The 22224-nt window shown below is 44.9% G+C and carries 18 protein-coding genes; 6 read left to right on the top strand and 12 right to left on the bottom strand.

The genetic code is table 11. From position 1 onward, the window contains the following. Position 1: 1 nt before the first annotated feature. Genes NBH14_RS11685 through NBH14_RS11675 form a run of 3 tightly spaced genes read right to left on the bottom strand, consistent with a single transcriptional unit; the run spans position 2 to position 4926 of the window. Positions 2–3079, bottom strand: coding sequence for a SusC/RagA family TonB-linked outer membrane protein (locus NBH14_RS11685; RefSeq protein ID WP_186959473.1), 3078 nt, complete (start codon positions 3077–3079; stop codon positions 2–4). Positions 3080–3100: 21 nt separating this feature from the next. Then, positions 3101–3790, bottom strand: coding sequence for an SGBP N-terminal domain-containing protein (locus NBH14_RS11680; RefSeq protein ID WP_250817448.1), 690 nt, complete (start codon positions 3788–3790; stop codon positions 3101–3103). Positions 3791–3828: 38 nt separating this feature from the next. Further along, the gene (locus NBH14_RS11675) at positions 3829–4926 is read right to left on the bottom strand and encodes a glycoside hydrolase family 88/105 protein (protein ID WP_186959475.1); all 1098 of its coding nucleotides are present in this window, start codon (positions 4924–4926) and stop codon (positions 3829–3831) included. 224 nt (positions 4927–5150) lie between these two features. Between NBH14_RS11675 and NBH14_RS11670 the strand changes: the two genes are divergently transcribed. Then, complete coding sequence (locus NBH14_RS11670) at positions 5151–6248, top strand: porin (RefSeq protein WP_186959476.1); 1098 nt, start codon at positions 5151–5153, stop codon at positions 6246–6248. Here NBH14_RS11670 and NBH14_RS11665 read toward each other — a convergent pair. Then, positions 6245–8623, bottom strand: coding sequence for a glycoside hydrolase family 95 protein (locus tag NBH14_RS11665; RefSeq protein WP_436277961.1), 2379 nt, complete (start codon positions 8621–8623; stop codon positions 6245–6247). The genes NBH14_RS11670 and NBH14_RS11665 overlap by 4 nt on opposite strands. Before the next feature lie 120 nt (positions 8624–8743). Next, entirely contained in the window at positions 8744–10591 is a 1848-nt protein-coding gene (locus NBH14_RS11660; protein WP_128134455.1) for an ABC transporter ATP-binding protein, read from the bottom strand. A 121-nt stretch (positions 10592–10712) separates the two neighbouring features. Here NBH14_RS11660 and NBH14_RS11655 point away from each other — a divergent pair, with 121 nt between their 5' ends. The 5 genes from NBH14_RS11655 (at position 10713) to NBH14_RS11635 (ending at position 15554) form a co-directional block, all read left to right on the top strand. Next, positions 10713–11201, top strand: a complete 489-nt coding sequence (locus NBH14_RS11655) for a radical SAM-associated putative lipoprotein (RefSeq protein WP_186959478.1) — start codon at positions 10713–10715, stop codon at positions 11199–11201. 107 nt (positions 11202–11308) lie between these two features. Next, entirely contained in the window at positions 11309–11791 is a 483-nt protein-coding gene (locus tag NBH14_RS11650) for a radical SAM-associated putative lipoprotein (RefSeq protein WP_186959479.1), read from the top strand. Continuing rightward, positions 11791–12861, top strand: coding sequence for a TIGR04133 family radical SAM/SPASM protein (locus tag NBH14_RS11645; protein WP_128134454.1), 1071 nt, complete (start codon positions 11791–11793; stop codon positions 12859–12861). The genes NBH14_RS11650 and NBH14_RS11645 overlap by 1 nt, the downstream gene beginning before the upstream one ends. 66 nt (positions 12862–12927) lie before the next feature. Next, the gene (locus NBH14_RS11640; protein ID WP_186959480.1) at positions 12928–14682 is read left to right on the top strand and encodes a DUF4091 domain-containing protein; all 1755 of its coding nucleotides are present in this window, start codon (positions 12928–12930) and stop codon (positions 14680–14682) included. 401 nt (positions 14683–15083) lie between these two features. Continuing rightward, positions 15084–15554 (top strand): hypothetical protein, encoded by a 471-nt coding sequence (locus NBH14_RS11635; protein WP_186959481.1) that lies wholly within the window; start codon positions 15084–15086, stop codon positions 15552–15554. A 160-nt stretch (positions 15555–15714) separates the two neighbouring features. Here the strand turns inward: NBH14_RS11635 and NBH14_RS11630 are convergent, their stop codons facing one another. The 7 genes from NBH14_RS11630 to NBH14_RS11600 form a co-directional block, all read right to left on the bottom strand. After that, entirely contained in the window at positions 15715–15981 is a 267-nt protein-coding gene (locus tag NBH14_RS11630; RefSeq protein ID WP_250817446.1) for a hypothetical protein, read from the bottom strand. A 674-nt stretch (positions 15982–16655) separates the two neighbouring features. Continuing rightward, positions 16656–17969 (bottom strand): ribosome biogenesis GTPase Der, encoded by a 1314-nt coding sequence (gene der, locus NBH14_RS11625; protein WP_186959483.1) that lies wholly within the window; start codon positions 17967–17969, stop codon positions 16656–16658. A gap of 24 nt (positions 17970–17993) precedes the next feature. Then, a complete protein-coding gene (gene era / locus NBH14_RS11620) occupies positions 17994–18884 on the bottom strand; it encodes a GTPase Era (protein WP_186959484.1) in 891 nt (296 codons plus the stop codon). Beyond that, positions 18868–19872, bottom strand: coding sequence for a beta-ketoacyl-ACP synthase III (locus tag NBH14_RS11615; protein ID WP_122328827.1), 1005 nt, complete (start codon positions 19870–19872; stop codon positions 18868–18870). The genes era and NBH14_RS11615 overlap by 17 nt, the downstream gene beginning before the upstream one ends. Before the next feature lie 106 nt (positions 19873–19978). Continuing rightward, positions 19979–20164 carry a 50S ribosomal protein L32 gene (rpmF, locus tag NBH14_RS11610; RefSeq protein WP_009859681.1) on the bottom strand — a complete coding sequence of 62 codons (186 nt, stop codon included), beginning with the start codon at positions 20162–20164 and terminating at the stop codon, positions 19979–19981. A gap of 12 nt (positions 20165–20176) precedes the next feature. Further along, positions 20177–20761, bottom strand: coding sequence for a YceD family protein (locus tag NBH14_RS11605; RefSeq protein WP_128134448.1), 585 nt, complete (start codon positions 20759–20761; stop codon positions 20177–20179). Positions 20762–20849: 88 nt separating this feature from the next. Beyond that, a complete protein-coding gene (locus tag NBH14_RS11600) occupies positions 20850–22007 on the bottom strand; it encodes a sensor histidine kinase (RefSeq protein WP_186959485.1) in 1158 nt (385 codons plus the stop codon). Between the last annotated feature and the right edge of the window lie 217 nt (positions 22008–22224).

The raw sequence follows: 22224 nt of genomic DNA, 5'->3' as shown, positions 1-22224 counted from the left end.
TTTAAAAGTTAACATTTACTCCGAACAGAATATCTTTTGCCTTCGGATAGGAGTTATTATCATAACCTACGGCAAATCCGCTGCTTGGTAATTCTGGGTCGAAACCGGAATAGTTCGACCAGGTAAAGAAGTTTTGCATCATAGCTGATACGCTTAACGATTCAACACCGATCTTTTTCACGATATTTTTAGGCAATTCATAAGCCAGACGGATATTCTTCAAACGGATATACGAACCATCCTCGATCCAGAGACTGCTGGCAAAGCGGGTATTATCCATGACTGCCGCACCATTCGGTTTCGGAAACTTGGCAATATCGCCGGGAGCTTTCCATGAATTAGCGATATTAGCCGGATTACCGCGGGTGATAGCCGACCATTTATGTTCCGAACGACTCTGCTCGTAAGCATTGAATACATCTCCGCCTATGGCAAAGGAGAAGAACAAAGAAAGTGTGAATCCTTTATATGTAAAGTCGTTATTGAAACCTCCGATCACGTCCGGCTGTCCGCAACCCAGTACCTGACGGTCTTTGGCATCGATGATACCGTCCTTATTGACATCGTCCCACATAACATCACCGCCTTTGAAAACATCACCGGTTGCCGTATTATAACGATACTGTTTGATCTCGCCGTCATAAGCCTTGCCATCCAGTTCATAGCCGGTAAAGCGGTCTTTTTCATCAAATATCGGAGTAAGCTGTTTCCAGTCGGGGGTAAAGGCATTCGATTCATCGTACGGGAAAATAGCATTAGCTTTCCATCCATACATAGTTCCTACCGCATATCCCTTATCCAGGATATATACCGTATTGATAAACTGTTGTCCGCCCTCCGGAATGGAAACGATCGTATTCTTATTGAACGAAAGGTTCAATGAGGTATTCCACTGGAAATCTTTCGTTTTAATATTGGTTGAATTCACCGTTATTTCCCATCCTGTATTTTTTACATCGCCAATATTCTGATAAGAACTGCTGAAACCGGATGTTTGCGGCAATTTAACCTGATAAAGAACATCTGAAGTCTTTTTGTTATAATAATCTGCTATCAATCCGATTCTTCCGTCCAGGACAGAGACATCGAGACCGATATTGTACTGCTGCGTCTGTTCCCATCCCAGATTCCTGTTCTCTAACTGGTTCGGGTAAATACCCGGCATATCCGCATAGAAATTTGTTGTATACAATCCCAAAGAAGAGAAGTTTCCGGCAACCTGGTTACCCGTTACACCATAACTCAGTCGTAATTTGGAATCGCTGACTACCGGTTTCATCCATTTCATAAACACTTCATCCGAAAATCTCCATCCCAATGAGGCTGACGGGAAAAAGCCCCAGCGTTTATCCGTACCGAAACGGGAAGAACCATCGTAACGCAAGTTAGAATTAAACAGATACTTACCTTTATAACTGTAAGAGATACGTCCGAAGAAAGAAGCCAGCCGGTTCGCAGTCCAGGTCGCTTTCGTATTGGTCATATCCACACCACCATAGGCATTTGAAATTTCAATGGCGTCACTGATATTATCGACAACGGCCAGTTTCGTCATTTCTGTTTTAAACTCCTGGAGACTGAAACCGCCCAGCACCGTTAACGCATGGTCTTTATTGAACGTTTTATTATAAGTCAGCACATCTTCATGTGTCCAGCTGGTTTTCGTATCGTCCTGGTTGGTCGATTTACGACGTCCGTTCACATCCAGGATAGCCGGACGGAAACTCTGGTATTTCTGTAAATTGATACTACCGGCAATACTGGCTTTAAACTTCAGTTCGTCCAAAATCTTATATTCCAAAAACTCGTACAGGTCCAGATTGTATATCTTATAATTATTCTTTCCTACCATACTTTCAGCCAAAGGATTACTACGGCTTGCCAGAATCGGGGTATAACTGCCGTCGGGTTCTATCACATTATAGTTGGCAGGACGCTGAAGGAGACGCGACCGGGATTCACTGGTCGACCTGCGCTGGTTGGAAATAGTCAGTGCCAGACGATTACCGATAGTCAGACGCGGAGTCGCGTTGTAATCGGCATTGATACGGGTTGTCAAACGCTTATTAAAGGTGTTGATCTGAATACCCTGCTCTCCCAGATAACCTGCACTGACAAAATATTTCAATTTCTTTTCCGCACCGGAAACGCTGACATCCACCTGGTTTGTCCACGCATGTCTGAACAACAGATCCTGATAGAAATTGTCGGCTGTCATGGACGGGTTCAAAGAGTCGCGGTTGGCGATCGTCGTATAATTGCCGTTCAGGAAATTACGTAAAGTTTCATATTGGATACCTTGCAAACGGCTCATCTGGGCCAGTTTTTTACCTATCCGTGACTGTTTCAATGAATAATTAGCAGAAACTTTTGCTTTTCCTTCCTGTCCCTGTTTGGTAGAAATAATGACAACACCATTGGCAGAGCGGGAACCGTAGATGGCAGCAGAAGCGGCATCCTTCAAGACCTCGACAGATGCTATGTCACGCGGATTGATATTATCGATATTCGAAACTTCCATTCCGTCAACAATAAACAACGGATTGGAACCGCCGTCACTCAAAGTGGAGGTACCGCGAATACGGAATGTAGCGGCAGTACCCGGTTCGGAAGTACTCATAATATCCAGACCAGAGACTTTCCCTTGCAGGGCAGACGCAATGTTTACTGGCTCATTGGACTGTATATCCTTATCACTTACAGAAACGATAGAACCGGTAATATCCCTTTTCTTCATCGAGCCGTAACCGACAACAACAACTTCATCCAAAGCCTGGGAAGATTCTTCCATACTTACATGGATGATCTTCCGGCTATTGACATTGACCGTTTGTGTATTATATCCCAGGAACGTAAACTCCAAAACACCGGTAGCCGGCACCTGGATCGAATACTTACCGTCCATATCGGTCATAGTTCCGGTTTGTGTTCCTTTCAATACGATATTGACGCCGGCCATCGGCCCCAGTTTGTCGTTCACTGTACCGGTGACTTGTATATTCTGAGCAGAAAGGACAGTCCCAATGCTAACAAAGAGCAGCAGGAGCAAAAACTGTCTGTATTTATTAATGTGGTTCATTGTATACTGAATTTAAAGTGATTATTCTTGTTTCGTTGTTACAGAGACCGTATAAGTGGCAGTCTTCTTGCCATCTTCCGAAGTGACTATGAATTGAACAGGTTCCGTAAAATCATAGGCTTTCCCATCCGGTTTGTCAAACGAGGCATTAAAGGACTCCGGAGAAAGTTCAAATTTCGGAACCAGCTTTGTCAGATCTGTGTTTGCGGGCACCACAAGAGTCGCAGTTTTGTTATTCTCATTACAAACCGCTTTCACAGGTTCTCCCGTTTCCGGGTCTGTAACAGCAGGGATAGCAACAGAATACAGTTGACAGGCCGCATACTTGTACGTCATATCCAGTACCACTTCATAAACGGCTTTTTTCCCGCTTTCCGCCACAACCGTATATTCAATGAGACCAGCAGAAAAATCGACAGCCTCCAGGCTTTTGGGAGTGACACTCGTCCAGGGAGCCGCCACAATCTCCGGACGAATCTCCTTCAGGTTCAGATGTGAAGGCAGTTTCAACGTAATTGTTTTTTTACTCTGGTCGATAGTAGCAATGTGCTGTACAAATACATTGCCTCCGTTCTGGGCAGGGTTCAATGTAAAGCGAACAATACTACGCATGTTGGATGGCGGATAATCACTAAGATCTTCACTGCCACAACCAAAACCGATAAAGACAAGGCACAGAAACGTGCTTAAATAAATACTTAGTTTTTTCATGTGTCGAATACAACTAAAAAGGTTAAACATCTATTATTTTATTTTTCTCTCTCTGCGAATTTATACATCTCGGATGCGACCATCAGAAAAGCGCCGCTGCCATATTCCTGGTTATCCGCTGCCTTTACATTTTCAGGGCTGGCACCGATAGCCTGTACATATCCCAATTTCCCGTTTTCATCTATACACTCCAGCAAGGCAGTCCATGCCCGGCGTACTTTAGGCATATAAATATCCGGAGACAATAATCCGTTATTAATTCCCCAGATCATAGCGTAAGTGAAAAAGGTGCTGCTGCTGGTTTCTTTTACGGGCACTTCTTCCGGATCCAGAAGACTCGCACGCCAGAGTCCGTCCGGTTGCTGAACAGATGCTATTTTTGTTATCATTTGCATATACAGTTCCTTATAATCCTTATAAATCGGACTCTTTTCCGGAATCAGCGATAAGAGTTGGGCCAACCCGCCTACCACCCAGGCATTTCCCCGTCCCCAGAATACTTTCTTTCCATTGGTTGTCAATGCATTGAAATAACGCTTGTCCCTAAAAAAAAGACTATCGTCTTTACTATACAGAAAATCAGTTGAATCCCAATACATTTCTTGCAGATAGTCGTAATATTTACCATCACCTGTTATAGCAGCCAGACGGGCCAGCACCGGCGGTTCCATATATAAGGCATCGCACCACCACCAATCGACACGACCGGGTTGAGGGTCAGCGATCAGACTATCTATTGCTTCCTGTATCCCATGAAGCATCTTCGGATCCTTCTCTGCTTTATAGGCATCCAGATAAGCCTGCCCGCAGGCCAGATCGTCTGCATGGCGGTACCGGCGTCCTCTTTTCCAGTTCCATCCATCAGCCCATTTCTTCGTCTGTTCCAGATAAGCCGGATCAGCAGTTGTCTGATACGCGTACATTATACCGGAATAAAAAACAGAACGGGCCCACTGTTCCTGTTCCGCATTTATATCTACCGGATGGTTAACCTGCCATCGGAAAACATCGAGCATTTTTTCTTTAATAAATGCTTTTGAATAAATATCTTCTTCAGCTGATTTCTTTTCTCCGGAAAAAGAACAGGAATAAAGCTGGATTGTTAATACACTGACAAAAACAAATTTCAATTTCATGATTTGCGATTTAGGTGATTTTTAGTCCAAAAGTACAGGGATAAGGAAAAGGTCTTTTGTCCGAATAAGCATCCTTTTGTCTCTATTTGCCTTTTACACAGGAAAAAGCAGAAAAAAAACGATTTGTACTAAATTTGAAGACAAATGAGCAAAAACTCTCTTATTGCCATATTACCCGTTTATATATATCTTTGCCCCCCAAATCAACAAACAGAGAAAGATTCATGAAACGACTGACTGTATTTTGCCTGTCGGCCTTGCTGACGGGAACAACTTTTACCGCTACTTCGCAGAAGACGTTAATTCCTAACAATACGGAAGTATTCAAACTGTCGCTCGAAACTCATGGTTCTTATAACGAAGCGCTTTCCGGGGAAGCCGAACGCGACCGTTTTCTGTTGAATGATTTCAAGGTGGAAGCGACCGGCACCGTCCTCCCCTGGCTTTCCTATACCTACCGTCAGGTGCTCTGTTACCGGAATGAATGGGTGCGTGCCAACGGATTCGGTTCTTATATCGAGAATGCGTGGGTGAACTTCCAACTCTCCGAAAAATTCTCCGTCACTGCCGGAAAGCAGGATGCTGCCTGGGGTGGGTTCGAATACGACGAATATCCTTACCGGATTTATGATTATAGTGATATGAATGACTGGATGGACTGCTATTTTACAGGAGTCGCCGTCAGCTACGAACCTACCGGAACACAGGAGATCTGTGTACAGGTGACCAACGGCAACGATAACCGTAGCAAATCTCCTTCTTTCTATAACCTGGGATGGAACAGCAGCTATCTGGATGAGATGTTATCTCTCCGCTATTCCGTTACGGCCGGACAACAGGCCAAAGGAAACTGGATGTGGATGGTATGGGGCGGACAGCAGGTGGAAGCCGGAAAATTCCTGGGATATTTCGATGTGATGTATACCCGGGGCAAGATGGACCCGCTGGGGATGCTGGCCGAACAGTTCGAACCCGAAGACGAAGAGAACGAGGCTTCAATAGGAAATACAAGTTATCTATCGCTGGTCGCCCGTTTGAATTATCAGATCCATCCGAAGTGGAACCTGTTCGTAAAAGGGATGTACGAAACTGCATCCGTATACAAGGCTAACGGCCCTTACGAGTCGGGGAAATACCGTACCGCCTGGGGATACCAGGGAGGGGTCGAGTTCTACCCGATGGGAGACGACAACCTGCATCTTTTCATGACAGGTACCGGACGGGCTTACAGCCTGACAGAAAAAGCAAAGGCGTTCGATGTCTTTGCAGAGAACACCGGACGCCTTTCCGTAGGATTTGTTTATAAGATTCCTTTATTCTAAAATTGCAGCAACAACGAATCTCCTGCCTCCATCTCTACTGTCAGCATACCGTCGATAACCGGTAAAGAAGCCGGCTTCTGATTTACTTTGATGCTCATATCCGATGATTCGGCAGGCAGTTTGAGGCGGAATGTTCCCGGAACAACAGCTTTAAGTCCGGCTTCCGTCATTTTTCCTTCTGCCCATTTGGCTGATACTTCGCCACCGCCCTGCACTTTGAGTCCTTTGAAACTGCCGGTCTTCCAGGCTGTAGGCAAAGCCGGGAGCAACTCGATATTTCCGGTCTGGCTCTGTACAAGCATTTCGGCAATACCGGCACAACCACCATAATTGCCATCGATCTGGAACGGCGGATGCGCACAGAACAGATTCGGATAAGAACCGCCTCCATTCACCATATTCGTCGTTTTTTCCACACAGGGACGCAGCAGGTCGACCAACAGTTTATAAGCATGGTCGCCATCATGCAAGCGTGCCCAGAAATTGATCTTCCAGGCCATCGACCAACCGGTACTCTTATCACCGCGTGCTTCGAGTGTCTTACGGGCAGCCTCCGCCAGTTCGGGAGTATGCTCCATAGAGATTTCATTACCCGGATAAAGTCCATACAGGTGGGATACATGGCGGTGATGCGGTTCGGCTTCTTCATAGGGTTCAAGCCATTCCAGGATACGGCCATCCTTACCGATCGTGGTCGGCATCAGACGGGAACGCTTATCCGCCAGTTCCTGACAAAAAGCAGAATCAATTCCGAGGATATTGGCAGCCGCAATCGTATTGGTGAACAGCTCGCGGACAATCTGGTTATCCATAGTCGAACCGGCACAGATATGTACGACTTTGCCGTTCGGCATACGGTAAGCATTTTCAGGAGAAGTGGTAGGGGCCGTCACCAGATAATTGTTTCGCGGGTCACGAACCAGCATATCCGTAAAGAACAAAGCGGCACCTTTCATCACCGGATAGACCTCTTTCAGATATTCTTTATCCAGCGTATATTGATAATGGGTAAACAGATGTTCACATAACCAGGCGGCAGACGTATTGGTCGCTCCCCAGGAAGGATGTTCGCCCGGAGCGGTAAATTCCCATACATTGCCCAGGATATGTGTCACCCAGCCACGTGCATTATAAAAGACTTTGGCTGTACGTTCTCCACTTTCTACCTGCTGTTTCGTCCACTCGATCATCGGGAGATGCAATTCGGAAAGATTCGTTACTTCTGCGGGCCAGTGATTCATCTGGAAATTGATATTCAGATGATAGTCGCCGTTCCAGGGAGTATTGATCGTATTACACCATAATCCCTGAAGATTAGGAGGCAATGAACCGGTACGGGTTGACGAGATCAGCAGATAACGTCCGAACTGGAAGTAGAGGGCCCCCAGCGACGGATCGTTCTGATCCTCCTGGAAAGCATGCAAACGTTCATTGATCGGCATCTCATCCCTTGCGGAACGCCCCAGGTCCAGATCCACCCGGTCGAACAGGGAACGATAAGCATTGACATGCTCCTTTCTCAAGGTGGAATAATCTTTTCTTTCCGACTCGGCCAGCAAAGAAAACAGCTGGTCTTCAAATCTTTCGTTCTTATAATTAGTCGCCATACTCACCAGAAGGATGGCTTCGGAGGCATTCTGAACGGTCAAGGAACTGTCACCTGGAACCAGGGAGCCGCCTTTAGGCAGGAGGACCCGTACACGGGCGCCATATTTAACACCTTTCATTTCCAGCGTATCCACGCCGTCCGGCAACTGTCCTTTCATCAGCAAGTCTTTTCCATCGACCGACAAGGCATAATGTTCGGGACGGTTCATCCCCACCGTAAAGTTAAGCGCTTTATCGGCATCTGCCATCAAATGAACTACCCCCAGATCACCGGAGAAAGAGGTAAACGACTCACGGCTGTAATTCACTTTTCCCTTGCGGAAAGAGGTTGAGGCAATAGCATCGTTCAGATTCAGTTCACGACGGTAAGCGGCTACGGAATCGGAACCGTCTACATATACATAATCCAGCACCAGATTTCCCAGCAACTGGTAACTACCATAGGGAACATTGGCACCCTGCCCCTGACCGCTACCAGCCCCTTTACAAACAAAAGTGCGATACATCAGGTCCTGTGCTTCATCGTTTTTCCCTTCAAAGAGCAGACGGCGTATATTTGCCAACGACCATACAGCCTGCGGGTTATCCGTATCCTGTTTGCTTCCGGACCACATGGAGATTTCATTCAACAGGATATTTTCCTTATTGATTCCACCGTCGGGCATCATTCCCAGACGACCGTTTCCCAATGGCAGAGTTTCCTCCCAGATACGGGCAGGTTCATCAAAGTGATAAGCGATCTTATTGGCTGTTTTCACTTCTGCCATATCACAGGAAGCCAGCAATACCAATAAAGCAGCGATAGAAGGACGAATTATTTTCCGTCCTATCTCCTTTAATCGAATCGAGTTCATAGTATTATTAATAAAATTATTACTCAAGCGGTATCAGAAACTTTGCATGTCACACAGTCTCTTATAATAGCCATTCAAATCCAGCAGTTCTTCATGACGGCCACGTTCAACGATCTCGCCTTCATGCATCACACAGATCTCGTCTGCATTACGGATCGTAGAAAGACGGTGGGCAATAACGATCGTAGTACGGTTACGCATCAGGTTTTCCAATGCTTCCTGTACCAGGCGTTCTGATTCCGTATCCAATGCAGAAGTTGCTTCATCGAGGATCAGGATGGACGGGTTTTTCAGGATGGCACGGGCGATGCTGATACGCTGACGCTGTCCACCGGAAAGTTTGCCGCCCCGGTCACCGATACTGGTATTATATCCGTCTTCGCTCGCCATGATAAACTCATGCGCATTTGCGATACGCGCGGCTTCCTTCACTTGTTCCAATGTCGCTCCTTCCACTCCGAAAGAGATATTATTGAAGAAGGTATCATTGAAAAGGATCGCTTCCTGATTCACATTCCCCATCAGGCCGCGCAAATCGTAGAGGGAGGCATCGCGGATATCCGTTCCGTCAATAGTAATGCTCCCCTTATCCACATCATAAAAACGGGGCAGCAGATCCACCAGCGTACTTTTACCGGAACCGGACTGGCCAACCAATGCGACGGTCTTTCCCTTAGGAATTACCAGGTCTACACCTTTCAACACCCAGTCATGCTGGTATTTAAACCAAATATTGTTATATCGTATTTCCTTATTCAATTCTATCTTCTTAGGATCAGCCGGATCATTGATATTACTTTCGGCTTTCAAGATCTTATCGATACGATCCATAGAAGCCAGCCCTTTCTGGATGGCATAAACAGACTTACTTAAATCTTTCGCCGGATTAATAATACTATAAAAGATAACCAGGTAATAAATAAATGTGGAGGCATCGATCGTGCTATGGTTACTCAGGATAAGCGTACCGCCATACCAAAGAACGATGGCGATAGTAGCCGTTCCCAGAAACTCACTCATCGGGTGCGCCATCTGCTGGCGGCGATAGATACGGATGGTGGTCCGACGGAACCGGTCATTACTGTTCTCGAAACGAGTCTGTATTTTCTTCTCGGCATTGAATGCTTTGATAATGCGCAAGCCTCCTAAAGTTTCTTCGATCTGGCTCATCAGGCCACCCCATTGCTGTTGGCCTTCCAGCGATTTACGTTTCAGTTTCTTCCCTACCTGTCCCATCACATAGCCCGCCAAAGGCAACAGTACGAGGACAAAGATCGTCAGCTGCCAACTGATAACGATCATACCGATCAGATAGATAATGATCAGGATCGGATTCTTGAACAACATATCCAGGGAACTCATGATGGAGGTCTCTACCTCGTTCACATCGCCGGAGACACGGGCAATGATGTCCCCCTTGCGCTCTTCCGAGAAAAATCCCAGGGGTAGTTCGGTTATTTTCCTGTTGATCTGGTTACGGATATCACGAACAACCCCTGTACGAATAGGGATCATCGTAAAAAAGGCCATGTACATTGTGCCCACTTTCAGAAATGTAGAGATAATAAGGAAAGCACCTAAAACGATCAGAGTGAATGAGCCTCCTTCTTTTTCAATCAGGTCGCTGACAAACCAGAAGAAATTGTTCTTTATCAGTTCGGGAGTACCTTTCCAGCTTTCCCAGGTCCAGGGATCAAACACCCAGGCTTTATAGGAATAAACATCATCATTCAGTTTGAACAATATATTCAATATCGGAATAATCAGGGCAAAAGAGAACAGATTCAGTATGGCAGATAAAATATTGAACACAATGTTCAACACCATATACTTCTTATAAGGAGGCACAAAACGCCGTAATATGCGTATGAAATCTTTCATGTTTATTTAGTTCGATTGGATTTGGCGCGCAAGTTACTCATAAAAAACAGGTGATGCAACGTTTCGACTTATCTTTGCATCAATTAGGTATGGATGTAAATACAATTAAAACCATACGGATATGAACCGAACAAACCATTTCTTCCTGACCTTTACAAATAAAATATTGGCAGGATTATTAAGCCTGTTAGGCTTTTCACTAGCTGCATGCGACAAAATAGGTGCAGACGAATACGGATGTCCCTATGCCGATTATGAAATCAAAGGGAAAGTAGTCGATGACAACGGAAAAGCCATCAACGGCATACAAGTTATTATTCCCGACCCTTTTGGTAATGAAGAATATACGCATCGGGATACGCTGATCACGAACAGGGCCGGAGAGTTCGTCGCACGACCGGTTGTCACCACTTTTGGCACGGATATCACTTTCAAAATCACAACAAAAGATATCGATGGCACCGATAACGGAGGAGCATTTGAAGAAACAATCACGGAAGTCGCTTTCAAAAAAGAAGACCTGACAGGAGGAAACGGCGAATGGAATTATGGTAATGCACAAAAGAACGTGACTATCAAAATGAAGCAGGCTGTGGAAAACAAAGAATAAGTAAAAACAATTATCCAGACTTATACAACCACCGATGCAGTATTTTTCGTACTTTTGTATTTAATCATATGTAATCTATCAGTTAATAACAAAACAACGCAAGTTATATGAAAAGGTTCTATCCTCATTTTTTGAACAGTATGAACTGGGTATTAGCCGGTTTACTCACCTTACTAGGTTTCTCTTGTTCCGATTCGGATGATGATGGGGGAGGTCAGGTAGAAGAATACGGCTGCCCACATGCTAACTACGAGATCAAAGGGAAAGTGGTAAACAGACAGAACAACCCGATCCCTAATATACAAATCGCCATCAGCGATTCAGTTCCCGACCGTCAAATGCCCAGCGATACCATCTACACCGACGCAAAGGGAGAATTCCTTTGGGAAACCGGAGAATTCCCCGGGGCAACATTCAAACTTATCACGACAGATATTGACAAAGATAAAAACGGCGGTCAGTTTGTAGCCGATACCTCTTTTGTTTCCTTTAAAAACGCCGTCTATGAAAATGGTAGCGGTTGGTACAAGGGAAAAGCCAAACAAGAGGTTACAATCACTATGAGCGAACAGATTAACACGGAAGAATAATGGATAAACGTCCCGGATTTCGTAAACGCATCGCTCTGGAACTCTTCCGCAGTATCCGGAGAAACAGGGCCAAGCTACACGAACTACGCACACTCTTTTGGGAATGTACGCTTCGTTGCAATGCATCCTGCCGTCATTGCGGCAGCGACTGCCATGTATCGGCTGGCATGAAGGATATGCCGGTGGAAGATTTTCTGAAAGTTATAGATGATATTACTCCCCATGTCAACCCTAATAAAGTATTGGTAATTTTTACCGGAGGAGAGGCTTTGGTGCGCAAAGACATCGAAACCTGCGGAATGGAACTTTACCGCCGGGGATATCCCTGGGGAATCGTTTCCAACGGATTGCTGATGACACGCGAACGGCTGGACGCGCTGCTGGCCTCCGGCATGCATTCGGCAACCATTAGTCTCGACGGTTTCGAGGAAGCACACAACTGGTTGCGCCGTCATCCGAAGAGTTTCGAGAATGCGGTCAACGCCATCTGCATGCTGGCGGAAGAGAAAGAGATTGTCTGGGATGTGGTGACTTGCGTAAACCAAAAGAACTTCAAAGACCTGAAACTCTTCAAGGAATTCCTGATGGAGATGGGCGTAAAACGGTGGCGTCTGTTCACCATCTTCCCCGTCGGACGGGCCGCCGAAGAAGCAGACCTGCAACTGACCAACGAACAGTTCACCTGGATGCTCAACTTCATCCGTTACTGCCGGCAGGAAGGAAAGATACACACCAGCTACGGTTGCGAAGGGTTCCTCGGGAACTACGAAGCCGAAGTGCGCGACTCCATCTTCCAATGCAATGCCGGAATCAATACGGCTTCGGTGCTGGCAGACGGTTCCATTTCCGGTTGTCCGAGTATCCGTGCCAATTTCCACCAGGGGAATATCTACAAAGATAAATTCATCGACATCTGGAACAACGAATTCAAGCCGTACCGCAACCGCGAATGGACACGCAAAGGGCAATGCGCCGACTGCAAAATGTTCCGTTATTGCGAAGGCAACGGCATGCATCTGTATGACGATAACGGCAATCTATTGTTCTGTCATTATAATCGGATAAAGTAATTGCGTACAATATCCCATCTTTTTCCTATCTTTATCCCCCGAATAAACTTCTAAAAGAATTTATACATGAAAAACTCTCTTATTCTTTGTGCCCTGCTAACGCTAGGCCCGGTTTGTTACGCACAGCAATCGAATATCACCGATTACACCGAACTGACCGACACCAAGCCACACGATAGTGAGGCTGTATGGAATAAAATAACAACGCCTACCCAACTCAGCTGGGCGAGCACGGACGTTCGTTATCCGAAACTCAGTATCCCAACCGTTACAAAGACCTCCCGCTGGCAGACGAAAGCCTGGAAAGGAGAACGCGTAAACGCTCAGGCCGTATTGTGGACTACCAACGACCTGTCGAACGCAACCATCACCGTCAGCGAATTGAAAAACGGTTCATCCGTTATCCCGGCTTCCAACGTCACCACCAATTTCGTACGTTACGTAATGACCGACGAGTTGAACAAAGAACGCACAGGCGGTTGCGGTGTACGTGAAAACAAGGCGGAATGGGATTCTTCCGTTGTTGCCGACGTGTTGGATATCGTAAAGATGCACGACGTCGCCGCCCGTACGACACAACCTATCTGGATGAATGTATGGGTACCGTCGGATGCACGTCCCGGAAAATATAAAGGAACACTGACCGTTTCAGGCGAAAACTTCCAACCGATGAAGTTACAGGTGGAGATAGATGTACTGAACCGTACCCTGCCGGAACCGAAAGACTGGAAATTTCATCTGGACTTGTGGCAGAACCCGTACTCCGTGGCCCGTTACTATAATGTGCCTCTCTGGAGCAAAGAACATTTCGATGCCATGCGCCCGATCATGAAGATGTTGGCCAACGCCGGACAGCGTGCCATCACCACCAGCATCATGCACAAACCCTGGGCGGGACAGACCGAAGATCATTTCGACAGCATGGTGTTCCGCATGAAGAAACTCGACGGCAGTTGGGAATATGACTATACCGTTTTCGACAAATGGGTAGATTTCATGATGAACGATATAGGCATCAACGACCTGATCAGCTGCTACACCATGATCCCGTGGGCACTGAGTTTCGACTATTACGACCAGGCAACCAACCGCATCCAGTTCATCGAAGCCAAACCGGGCGATGCAGCTTATGCCGACTACTGGGGCAGTTTCCTGAAAGATTTCTCCCGCCACCTGCGTGCAAAAGGCTGGTTTGAAAAGACAGCGATCTCTATGGACGAACGTCCGTTGGCAGCCATGCAAGAGGCCATCAAGGTAATCAAGCAGGCTGACCCGGAATTTAAGATCACGCTGGCCGGTAACTATCATAAAGAGATACAAGGAGACCTGTATTACCTGAGTATTCCGTACGGCCACAAATTCCCGGAAGATGTGAAAGCCGAACGCGACCGCAAAGGCCAGATCAGCACGGTTTATACCTGTTGTTCGGAAGCATTCCCGAACACCTTCACCTTCTCCAACCCGGCAGAAGCTCCCTGGACGATCCTGCACGCTGTTGCCGGTGGTTACGACGGTTACCTGCGTTGGGCAGTCAACAGCTGGACAAAAGATCCGTTGCGCGACTCCCGTTTCCGCACCTGGGCAGCCGGCGATACATACAGTATCTATCCGGGTCCCCGCAGCAGTATCCGTTTCGAACGCCTGGTAGAAGGCCTCCAGGACGCTGAAAAAATCCGCATCCTCCGCGAAGAACTGAAGGGCAGCAAACTGGATAAGCTGAATAAGACTGTTGCCATGTTTACTCCGGAAGGACTGGCTGATACACAGAAGTCGGCTACAGAGATGGTGAATGAATTGAATAAAGTGCTGAATTCGTATTGATAAAGCACTAACATATACAGAAAAGAAGGTGTCTGAAAAGGATGCCTTCTTTTTTTGTTATATTTCAGTAAGATTTTTCTCAATACACAAGAATCAAGAACATAGGTAAACAATAAAATCGACCGAAATATTTCATATCCGGAATATCTTATTGTCTGTTTTAATTATTATCGTATATTTGTCGTGCATTTCATTAAATAATCGGAAGGTGGGAAAACCCGCCTATTATCGTAGCGGGCATTTTTATGCCCGTTTACGACCATTCTATATGGCGGTTCCGTACCCCCGTGTAGAATGTTAATGCATCTACTGCCTTCCGATTAATGGTGAAATGCAACGGGACAGGCGGAACCGCTCTTATATTCAGAAAATCTTCGCCTCCACATCTAATATTAATATGTATGGAAACAGATTTTTTAACTGCCCAACAAAGTGAAGACTTGCAAAAGTTAAGTGGAAACCCCTCGCCTCTGTCCGAAGAGGAACTAAAAGATTTTTACCTCAAACTGGCCCGTCTCGTTAATCCAAATGCCTGTTCCGCTAATCGCAGTGATTTTGAAGTATTGAACATTCTCTGTAAAGACTTGAAAAGAAACCTCGGAATACTTTGCAAATATACGCAACATGCGTGGGACGAAGGTATACTGGAAATACAAATGGCCTGCGGAGTCTATTCCGTACAGGATTCCATCCAAAAAAAAGAACGGTTAGATATGAATGCATCTTTGGGTAAACACTTACAATTCCTAGCCCAAATGGCATCCGCCAGTTCGGTTGTAAGAAAGATGCATGCGGAATATACCCGTCATCTGATCAATGTGGAATATCTTTTGAAGCAATTTTCTAAAGACAAAAAAGGCTCCGACAAGTGAAAGTGACCTTCCGGAAAAAGAATAGGTTGATCAGAGAAAAAACGAAAAAGGGAGGTGATTACTTCCCTTTTTTCATTTGATTCCCCAAAAGGGGAGATCATATCCGGAAAAAACTCTCGGTAGGATGGATTAACTAATTCTCCAATTAGTGGTTGGAGAATTAATCAAAATACTCATATTGTTCCGCAAAAGCAGCTTCTATATCTTCTTTGAGTCTCGGATTATTGACCATCTCAACTTTGTTTAGCATCAGATAAGCACTTTTCAGGCAGTTCTCCTGATGGATAAAATATTTTTCAGAAAAATAGGTTGCCATTATTCTTTTATAAAAACGAAATCGTTTTGTATTATCAGTGTCCTCTTCTACCATATTTGAACCAATAAATCCGAAAGAGGCGTGGTCATCTTTTTGATATATTTCAAGCATAATATTTATACAGGTCATAACAATGCGCCTGGGTTCGTAGGTATTAGTTAATACACTATACTTGTTCTCACAGTTCCTCATACTTTTAAGGTGAAATTTTAGAGCATATACATGATAATCATAGCATTCAACCCAAACCCAATACCACTGATTGGATTTGGTCGATTTAAACGTATATAATATCTTTGATTTTAAATGCCCAGCTTCTTCATTAAAATTTTGGACAAACCGGTGAGGGTAAAAAAACGCCATTTCAGATTAAATAAGGATACAGGTCTATTCGTCTTTTTTTCAGTTCTTCTGATGAAACTTGTACGAAAATAGCAGTATCCTTCTTCGGATCATTTTTAACGTCCGAAACAACAGTTGTAGACTTTTCCTTACAACTAATTGCGGCTTTTGTTTTTCTAATTAAGTTTCCCATATCTATTACTCTAACGACAATATAACAAATCTGTTGATGATTTTGTTGATTAACATGTTGATTATTACATGTAATGGGTCAAAGATACATATCTTTTATATCAAAGACACGTTCAAGTGAATATTTTTACAACAGATTTCATTTTTTTAGCGGCAGAACAAATAAAACGTGATAAAATTTAACAAAAGAACCCGATGACGCTGATTTTATAAAAGCGTCATCGGGTTTATAATATGAATTATCAAAATTCTTATTTCTCGCGAATAAATACATTAATCGGTGTCCCTGTAAAATCCCAGTTCTCCCGGATCTTATTTTCCAGGAAGCGTTTGTAAGGATCTTTGATCCATTGCGGCAGGTTGGCAAAGAAAACGAAGGAAGGAACAGAGCCTGCGGGCAGCTGGGTGATGTATTTGATCTTGATATACTTTCCTTTCCATGCGGGAGGCGGATAGTTCTCGATGATCGGCAACATGATCTCGTTCAGCTTGGCTGTCGGGATGCGTTTCTTACGGTTGTCGTATACTTCTTTGGCTGTTTCGAGCACTTTCAGGATACGCTGCTTGGTCAATGCCGAAATGAACAGGATAGGGAAATCGGTAAACGGCGCCAGACGTTCGCGGATCGCATTCGTATAGCTGTCGATCACCTTCTGGCCTTTATCTTCTACCAAATCCCATTTGTTCACACAAACGACCAGTCCCTTCTTATTCTTCTGCACCAAAGAGAAAATATTCAAATCCTGGCTTTCGATACCGCGGGTAGCATCTACCATCAGTACACAGACATCGGAATTCTCAATCGCACGAATCGAACGGATCACCGAATAATATTCCAGGTCTTCGTTCACCTTTCCCTTCTTACGGATACCGGCTGTATCCACCAGATAGAAATTCAGGCCGAATTTATTGTATTTGGTATAGATAGAATCGCGGGTAGTCCCGGCAATATCCGTTACGATATGACGGTCTTCACCGATAAACGCATTGATCAAAGACGATTTTCCGGCATTCGGACGACCGATAACGGCAATACGAGGCAACTCTTCTTCCAATTCTTCATTTTTTTCTTCCGGAAGGATCTCGATGATCTTATCCAGCAAGTCGCCGGAATTGGAACCGTTGATAGCTGAAACGCAGAAAGGATCGCCCAAACCGAACGCATAGAACTCTGCGGCCTCGGCATGCATCTCAAAGTTATCCGCTTTGTTTGCCACCACGATAACCGGCTTTTTATTACGGCGCAGTATCTTGGCCACTTCGATGTCCAGGTCCGTGATACCGTTCAATACATCCACCACAAACAAGATCACGTCTGCTTCATCCAAAGCGACCTGTACCTGCTTATTTATCTCTTCTTCGAAAACATCATCCGAATTAATTACCCATCCGCCGGTGTCGACCAGCGAAAACTCTTTACCGGTCCAGTCCACTTTACCGTACTGACGGTCGCGGGTAGTCCCTGCTTCCTCGTTCACGATGGCCTGACGCGATTGGGTCAGACGGTTGAACAGGGTGGACTTTCCTACGTTGGGCCTACCAACAATTGCTACAATATTTCCCATAAATTTCTTTTCTGTGCGCTGTTTTTAATCCAGCTGATAACCAAAATTCTTCAACAGGTTATCCCGGTTACGCCAGTCTTTTTCAACCTTGACGAACATTTCCAGGAACACCTTCTTCTCAAAGAAGCGTTCAATATCCTTACGGGCCATCGCTCCTACCTTCTTCAGAGCCTGTCCCTTATGCCCGATGATAATCCCTTTCTGGGAATCCCGTTCCACAATAATGAGCGCCTTGATGTGAATCATTTCTTCTTCTTCCTTAAACAGCTCTACAACGACTTCCACTGCATACGGTATCTCCTTCTGATAATACAGGAGTATCTTCTCGCGAATAATCTCCGTAACGAAGAAGCGGGCCGGCTTATCGGTAAGCGCGTCTTTTTCAAAATAAGGGGGAGACTCGGGCATCAAATCCTCCACCCTATACTTCACATAATCAATATTAAAGTTCGAAAGCGCGGAGATCGGAATAATCTCGGCCTTCGGAAGAACCTCTTTCCAATGGGCTACCATCTTTTCCAGTTCGGCCTGGTTGCTGGTATCGATCTTGTTGATCAGCAGCAGAACCGGACATTCCACCGATTGGACCCGTTGGAGGAATTCTTCATTTTTATCGATTGTCTCAACGACATCGGTCACATAGAGTAACACGTCGGCATCACCTAAAGCCGACTCCGAAAAATTCAGCATAGACTCCTGCAACTTGTAATTCGGATGCAGGACTCCCGGCGTGTCTGAATACACGATCTGCATATCGTCGGTATTCACAATCCCCATGATACGATGACGGGTAGTCTGCGCTTTCGACGTGATGATGGAGATACGTTCCCCCACCAGACGGTTCATCAGCGTGGACTTCCCTACATTAGGATTACCGACAATATTAACAAAGCCGGACTTATGCTTGTTTTCCATTATAACCCCATTTAAGATAAATTGCACCCCAGGTAAAGCCTGCACCGAATGCTGCCAGGATCAGGTTATCCCCTTTCTTCAGCCTGTCTTCCCACTCCCAAAGGCAGATAGGAATAGTACCGGCACTGGTATTACCATATTTCTGGATATTGATCATTACTTTCTCCATATCCACACCCAGACGTTTAGCCGTCGCATCGATAATACGCAGATTAGCCTGGTGAGGCACGATCCATGTAATATCGTCGTGGGTCAGTTTATTTCGTTCCGCTATTTCGGCAGCCACATCGGCCATATACGAAACAGCATACTTAAAGACATATTTGCCATCCTGCAAAACAAAATGTTCCCGTTTATCCACGGTCTCATGACTGGAAGGATAAGCCGAACCACCTGACTTCATAATCAGATGAGAATAGCCTACACCGTCAGTACGTAGAATCGTGTCGAGAACGCCGACTTCTTCCGTAGTCGGTTCCAGTAAAACCGCACCGCAGGCATCCCCGAACAGAGGACAGGTAGAACGATCCTGATAATCGGTAATCGAAGTCATCTTATCACCGGCAACAACAATCACTTTCTTATAGCGTCCCGAACGAATATAATTCGCACCTGTTTCCAACCCATATAAGAATCCGGCACAAGCTCCCTGCAAATCGAAAGTCATTGCATTCTTACAGCCGGTATGATAGGCGATGATTGAAGACATGGTTGGAAAGTGATGGTCTGCCGTTGTAGTAGCTGACAGAATCACTTCGATCTCTTCCGGATTTACTTGTGTTTTTTCGAGTAACTGCTTCACAGCACGTATACCCATGTAAGAGGTACCAACCCCTTCCCCTTTCAAAATTCTGCGTTCTTTGATGCCAACACGTGTCATGATCCATTCGTCAGTCGTATCGACCAATTTGGAGATGTCCTCATTTGTCAACACGTCTTCCGGAACGTATCCGCCTACACCTGTTATAACCGCATTTAATTTATCCATACTTAAAAAAATAAAGAGACTCTATATCCCAATTAAAAAATTAGCCCTAAAAATATTTTTAGGGCTATTTCTTTCGTTTATCAGACTCAATATGATCGTGACAAACTTACACAGCTGCTTCTTTTACGATAGCTAATTTACCTCTGTAGTAGCCGCATTCGCCGCATACAGTGTGATAAATATGCCATGCGCCGCAGTTCGGGCAAATAGCCATTGTTGGAGCGACAGCCTTGTCATGAGTTCTTCTCTTGGCTGTTCTTGTCTTACCTTGTCTTCTTTTAGGATGTGCCATGTTTTAATTTATTTAATTGTTATCATTCTCTATTAAACCTTTCAGGGCATCCCAGCGAGGATCAGAATTACCGCTTACGTCATCATCCATGGATATATCTTCCACTTCGTCTTCTTCGTAATCATCATCTCCGTCATCTGTACTTTTAGCAGTGTGCTTCTTCAGCTTCGTCGACATCGCTTTATTACATTTTCCCGGAGCATGTACATGCTTCATCGGTACTGCCAATGCAATAAACTCATAAAGGAACCATGCCAAATTAATCGCACCTTCCTCTTCTGGTATTACTACTACCTCGTCGCTCTCTTCGGCATATTCTTTACCGAATTTCACTACCAAGCGATTATGTGTATCAACCGGAATCTCCATATCGTCCAGACATCTGTCGCACGGAACGATTGCTACACCTTCCATCTGAAAGTTCATTTCAAAAGCCACTGACGTACGCTTCACTGTCAGGTGAACCTTGACTTTGCCCTTCTGGACTTCGTCTCCGTCAATGTCCACAAAAAACTTGTTCTCCAGTAAATACTCGAATTCGTGCACTCCTGGAGCGAGATTTTTCAAATCTACGTTATATAATTTAAACTTTCCCAAAGCCTTTTAGTGTAAAAACCTTGCAAAGGTACGAAAAAACTAAACACAAATGCAATACCTATGCAGTTATTTTTTATTATTGAACTATTTAGCCTCTATATTTACGAAGCTCTATACGAAATGTCGTGCCTTTTCCGATCTCCGAGTTCTTTACGAATATCTTGCCGCCATGGTAGGACTCTATGATACGTTTGACCAGAGATAGCCCGAGTCCCCATCCGCGCTTCTTAGTCGTATAGCCGGGATTGAAGACAGTCTTATATTTTGATTTGGGAATCCCCTTTCCTGAATCCGTAATATCTATCCGCACAGTCTTGTCACGCTCTTCCACCTGAAACGTTATTTCGCCCTGGCCTTCCATAGCATCCACAGCATTTTTTGTCAGGTTTTCAATAACCCAGGCAAACAGTGAATCATTCATTAAAACCAATACGGGATTATCCGGAAGATGAGTATATATCTTCACCTTGGCAGAAATACGTGTTTCCATATAATTTAAGGCCGTACGAATCGAATTGCTGATATTTACCGGTGTCGGATCGGGATTTGATCCAATCTTCGAGAAACGTTCTGCAATCATCTCCAAACGCTTCACATCTTTTTCCATTTCACCCAGGAGGGACGGATCGATTTCTTTTGTACGAAGATATTCCACCCAGGCGATCAAAGAAGAGATAGGAGTTCCTAGCTGATGGGCTGTCTCCTTCGACAATCCGACCCATACTTTATTCTGTTCTGCCTTCTTCGTACTGGCAAGAGCCAGGAAGGCGATCAGGATAAATATGAAAACAACTGTCAACTGGGCATAAGGATAGATAAGCAGCCTTTTCAGGATAATAGAATCGTCGTAGTATAAATACTGGAAGGTTCCATCCTGCATGTCGATCAGGATAGGAGGATTCTTGCTCTTTAATTCCCGTACTTTATTTTTCAGAAACAAGTCTGAATCCTTTTCCGGAAGGTCGATATTCTTCTCTGCAATTACACTGTCCTTCTCATTACACCATAAAACAGGTATCGTGGTGTTACTTTCCAGAATCTTTAGAATAAGAGCCATATTTGAACCGTTGGTTTCGGTAGCAATCATACGTTGCGCTTCCGCCCAAATCTCGACCTTCTGGCGTTCTTCCTGTGCTAAACTCTTTACAAGCTTATCAGAGACAAACACTGAAACGATCGCAATCAATGTGGCTATTAAAATGAAAAGATATTTCAGCCGTTGCCGGGAATCATATATACTGCTCATAATCTAAAATTCATACTCAATGTATATTAGAACGGAAAAGAAGATACATTATTATAAGAGAGATGTTAAATCAGGAAGAATAAAAACGAAAAGAAGCTATAAACACAAAAAGGAACCAACCTTACGATTGATTCCTTTCATTTGTTTGGAGTCTGTGACTCTAAAACGGCGGCTATCTACTCTCCCACTTTTACGCAGTACCATCGACGTGGTTGGG

It is taken from the genome of Parabacteroides caecihominis, assembly GCF_023656785.1.
Lineage (GTDB): Bacteria > Bacteroidota > Bacteroidia > Bacteroidales > Tannerellaceae > Parabacteroides > Parabacteroides segnis.
Note: the sequence above shows the minus strand (reverse complement) of the source record. Positions and strands in the feature narration are given on the sequence as shown.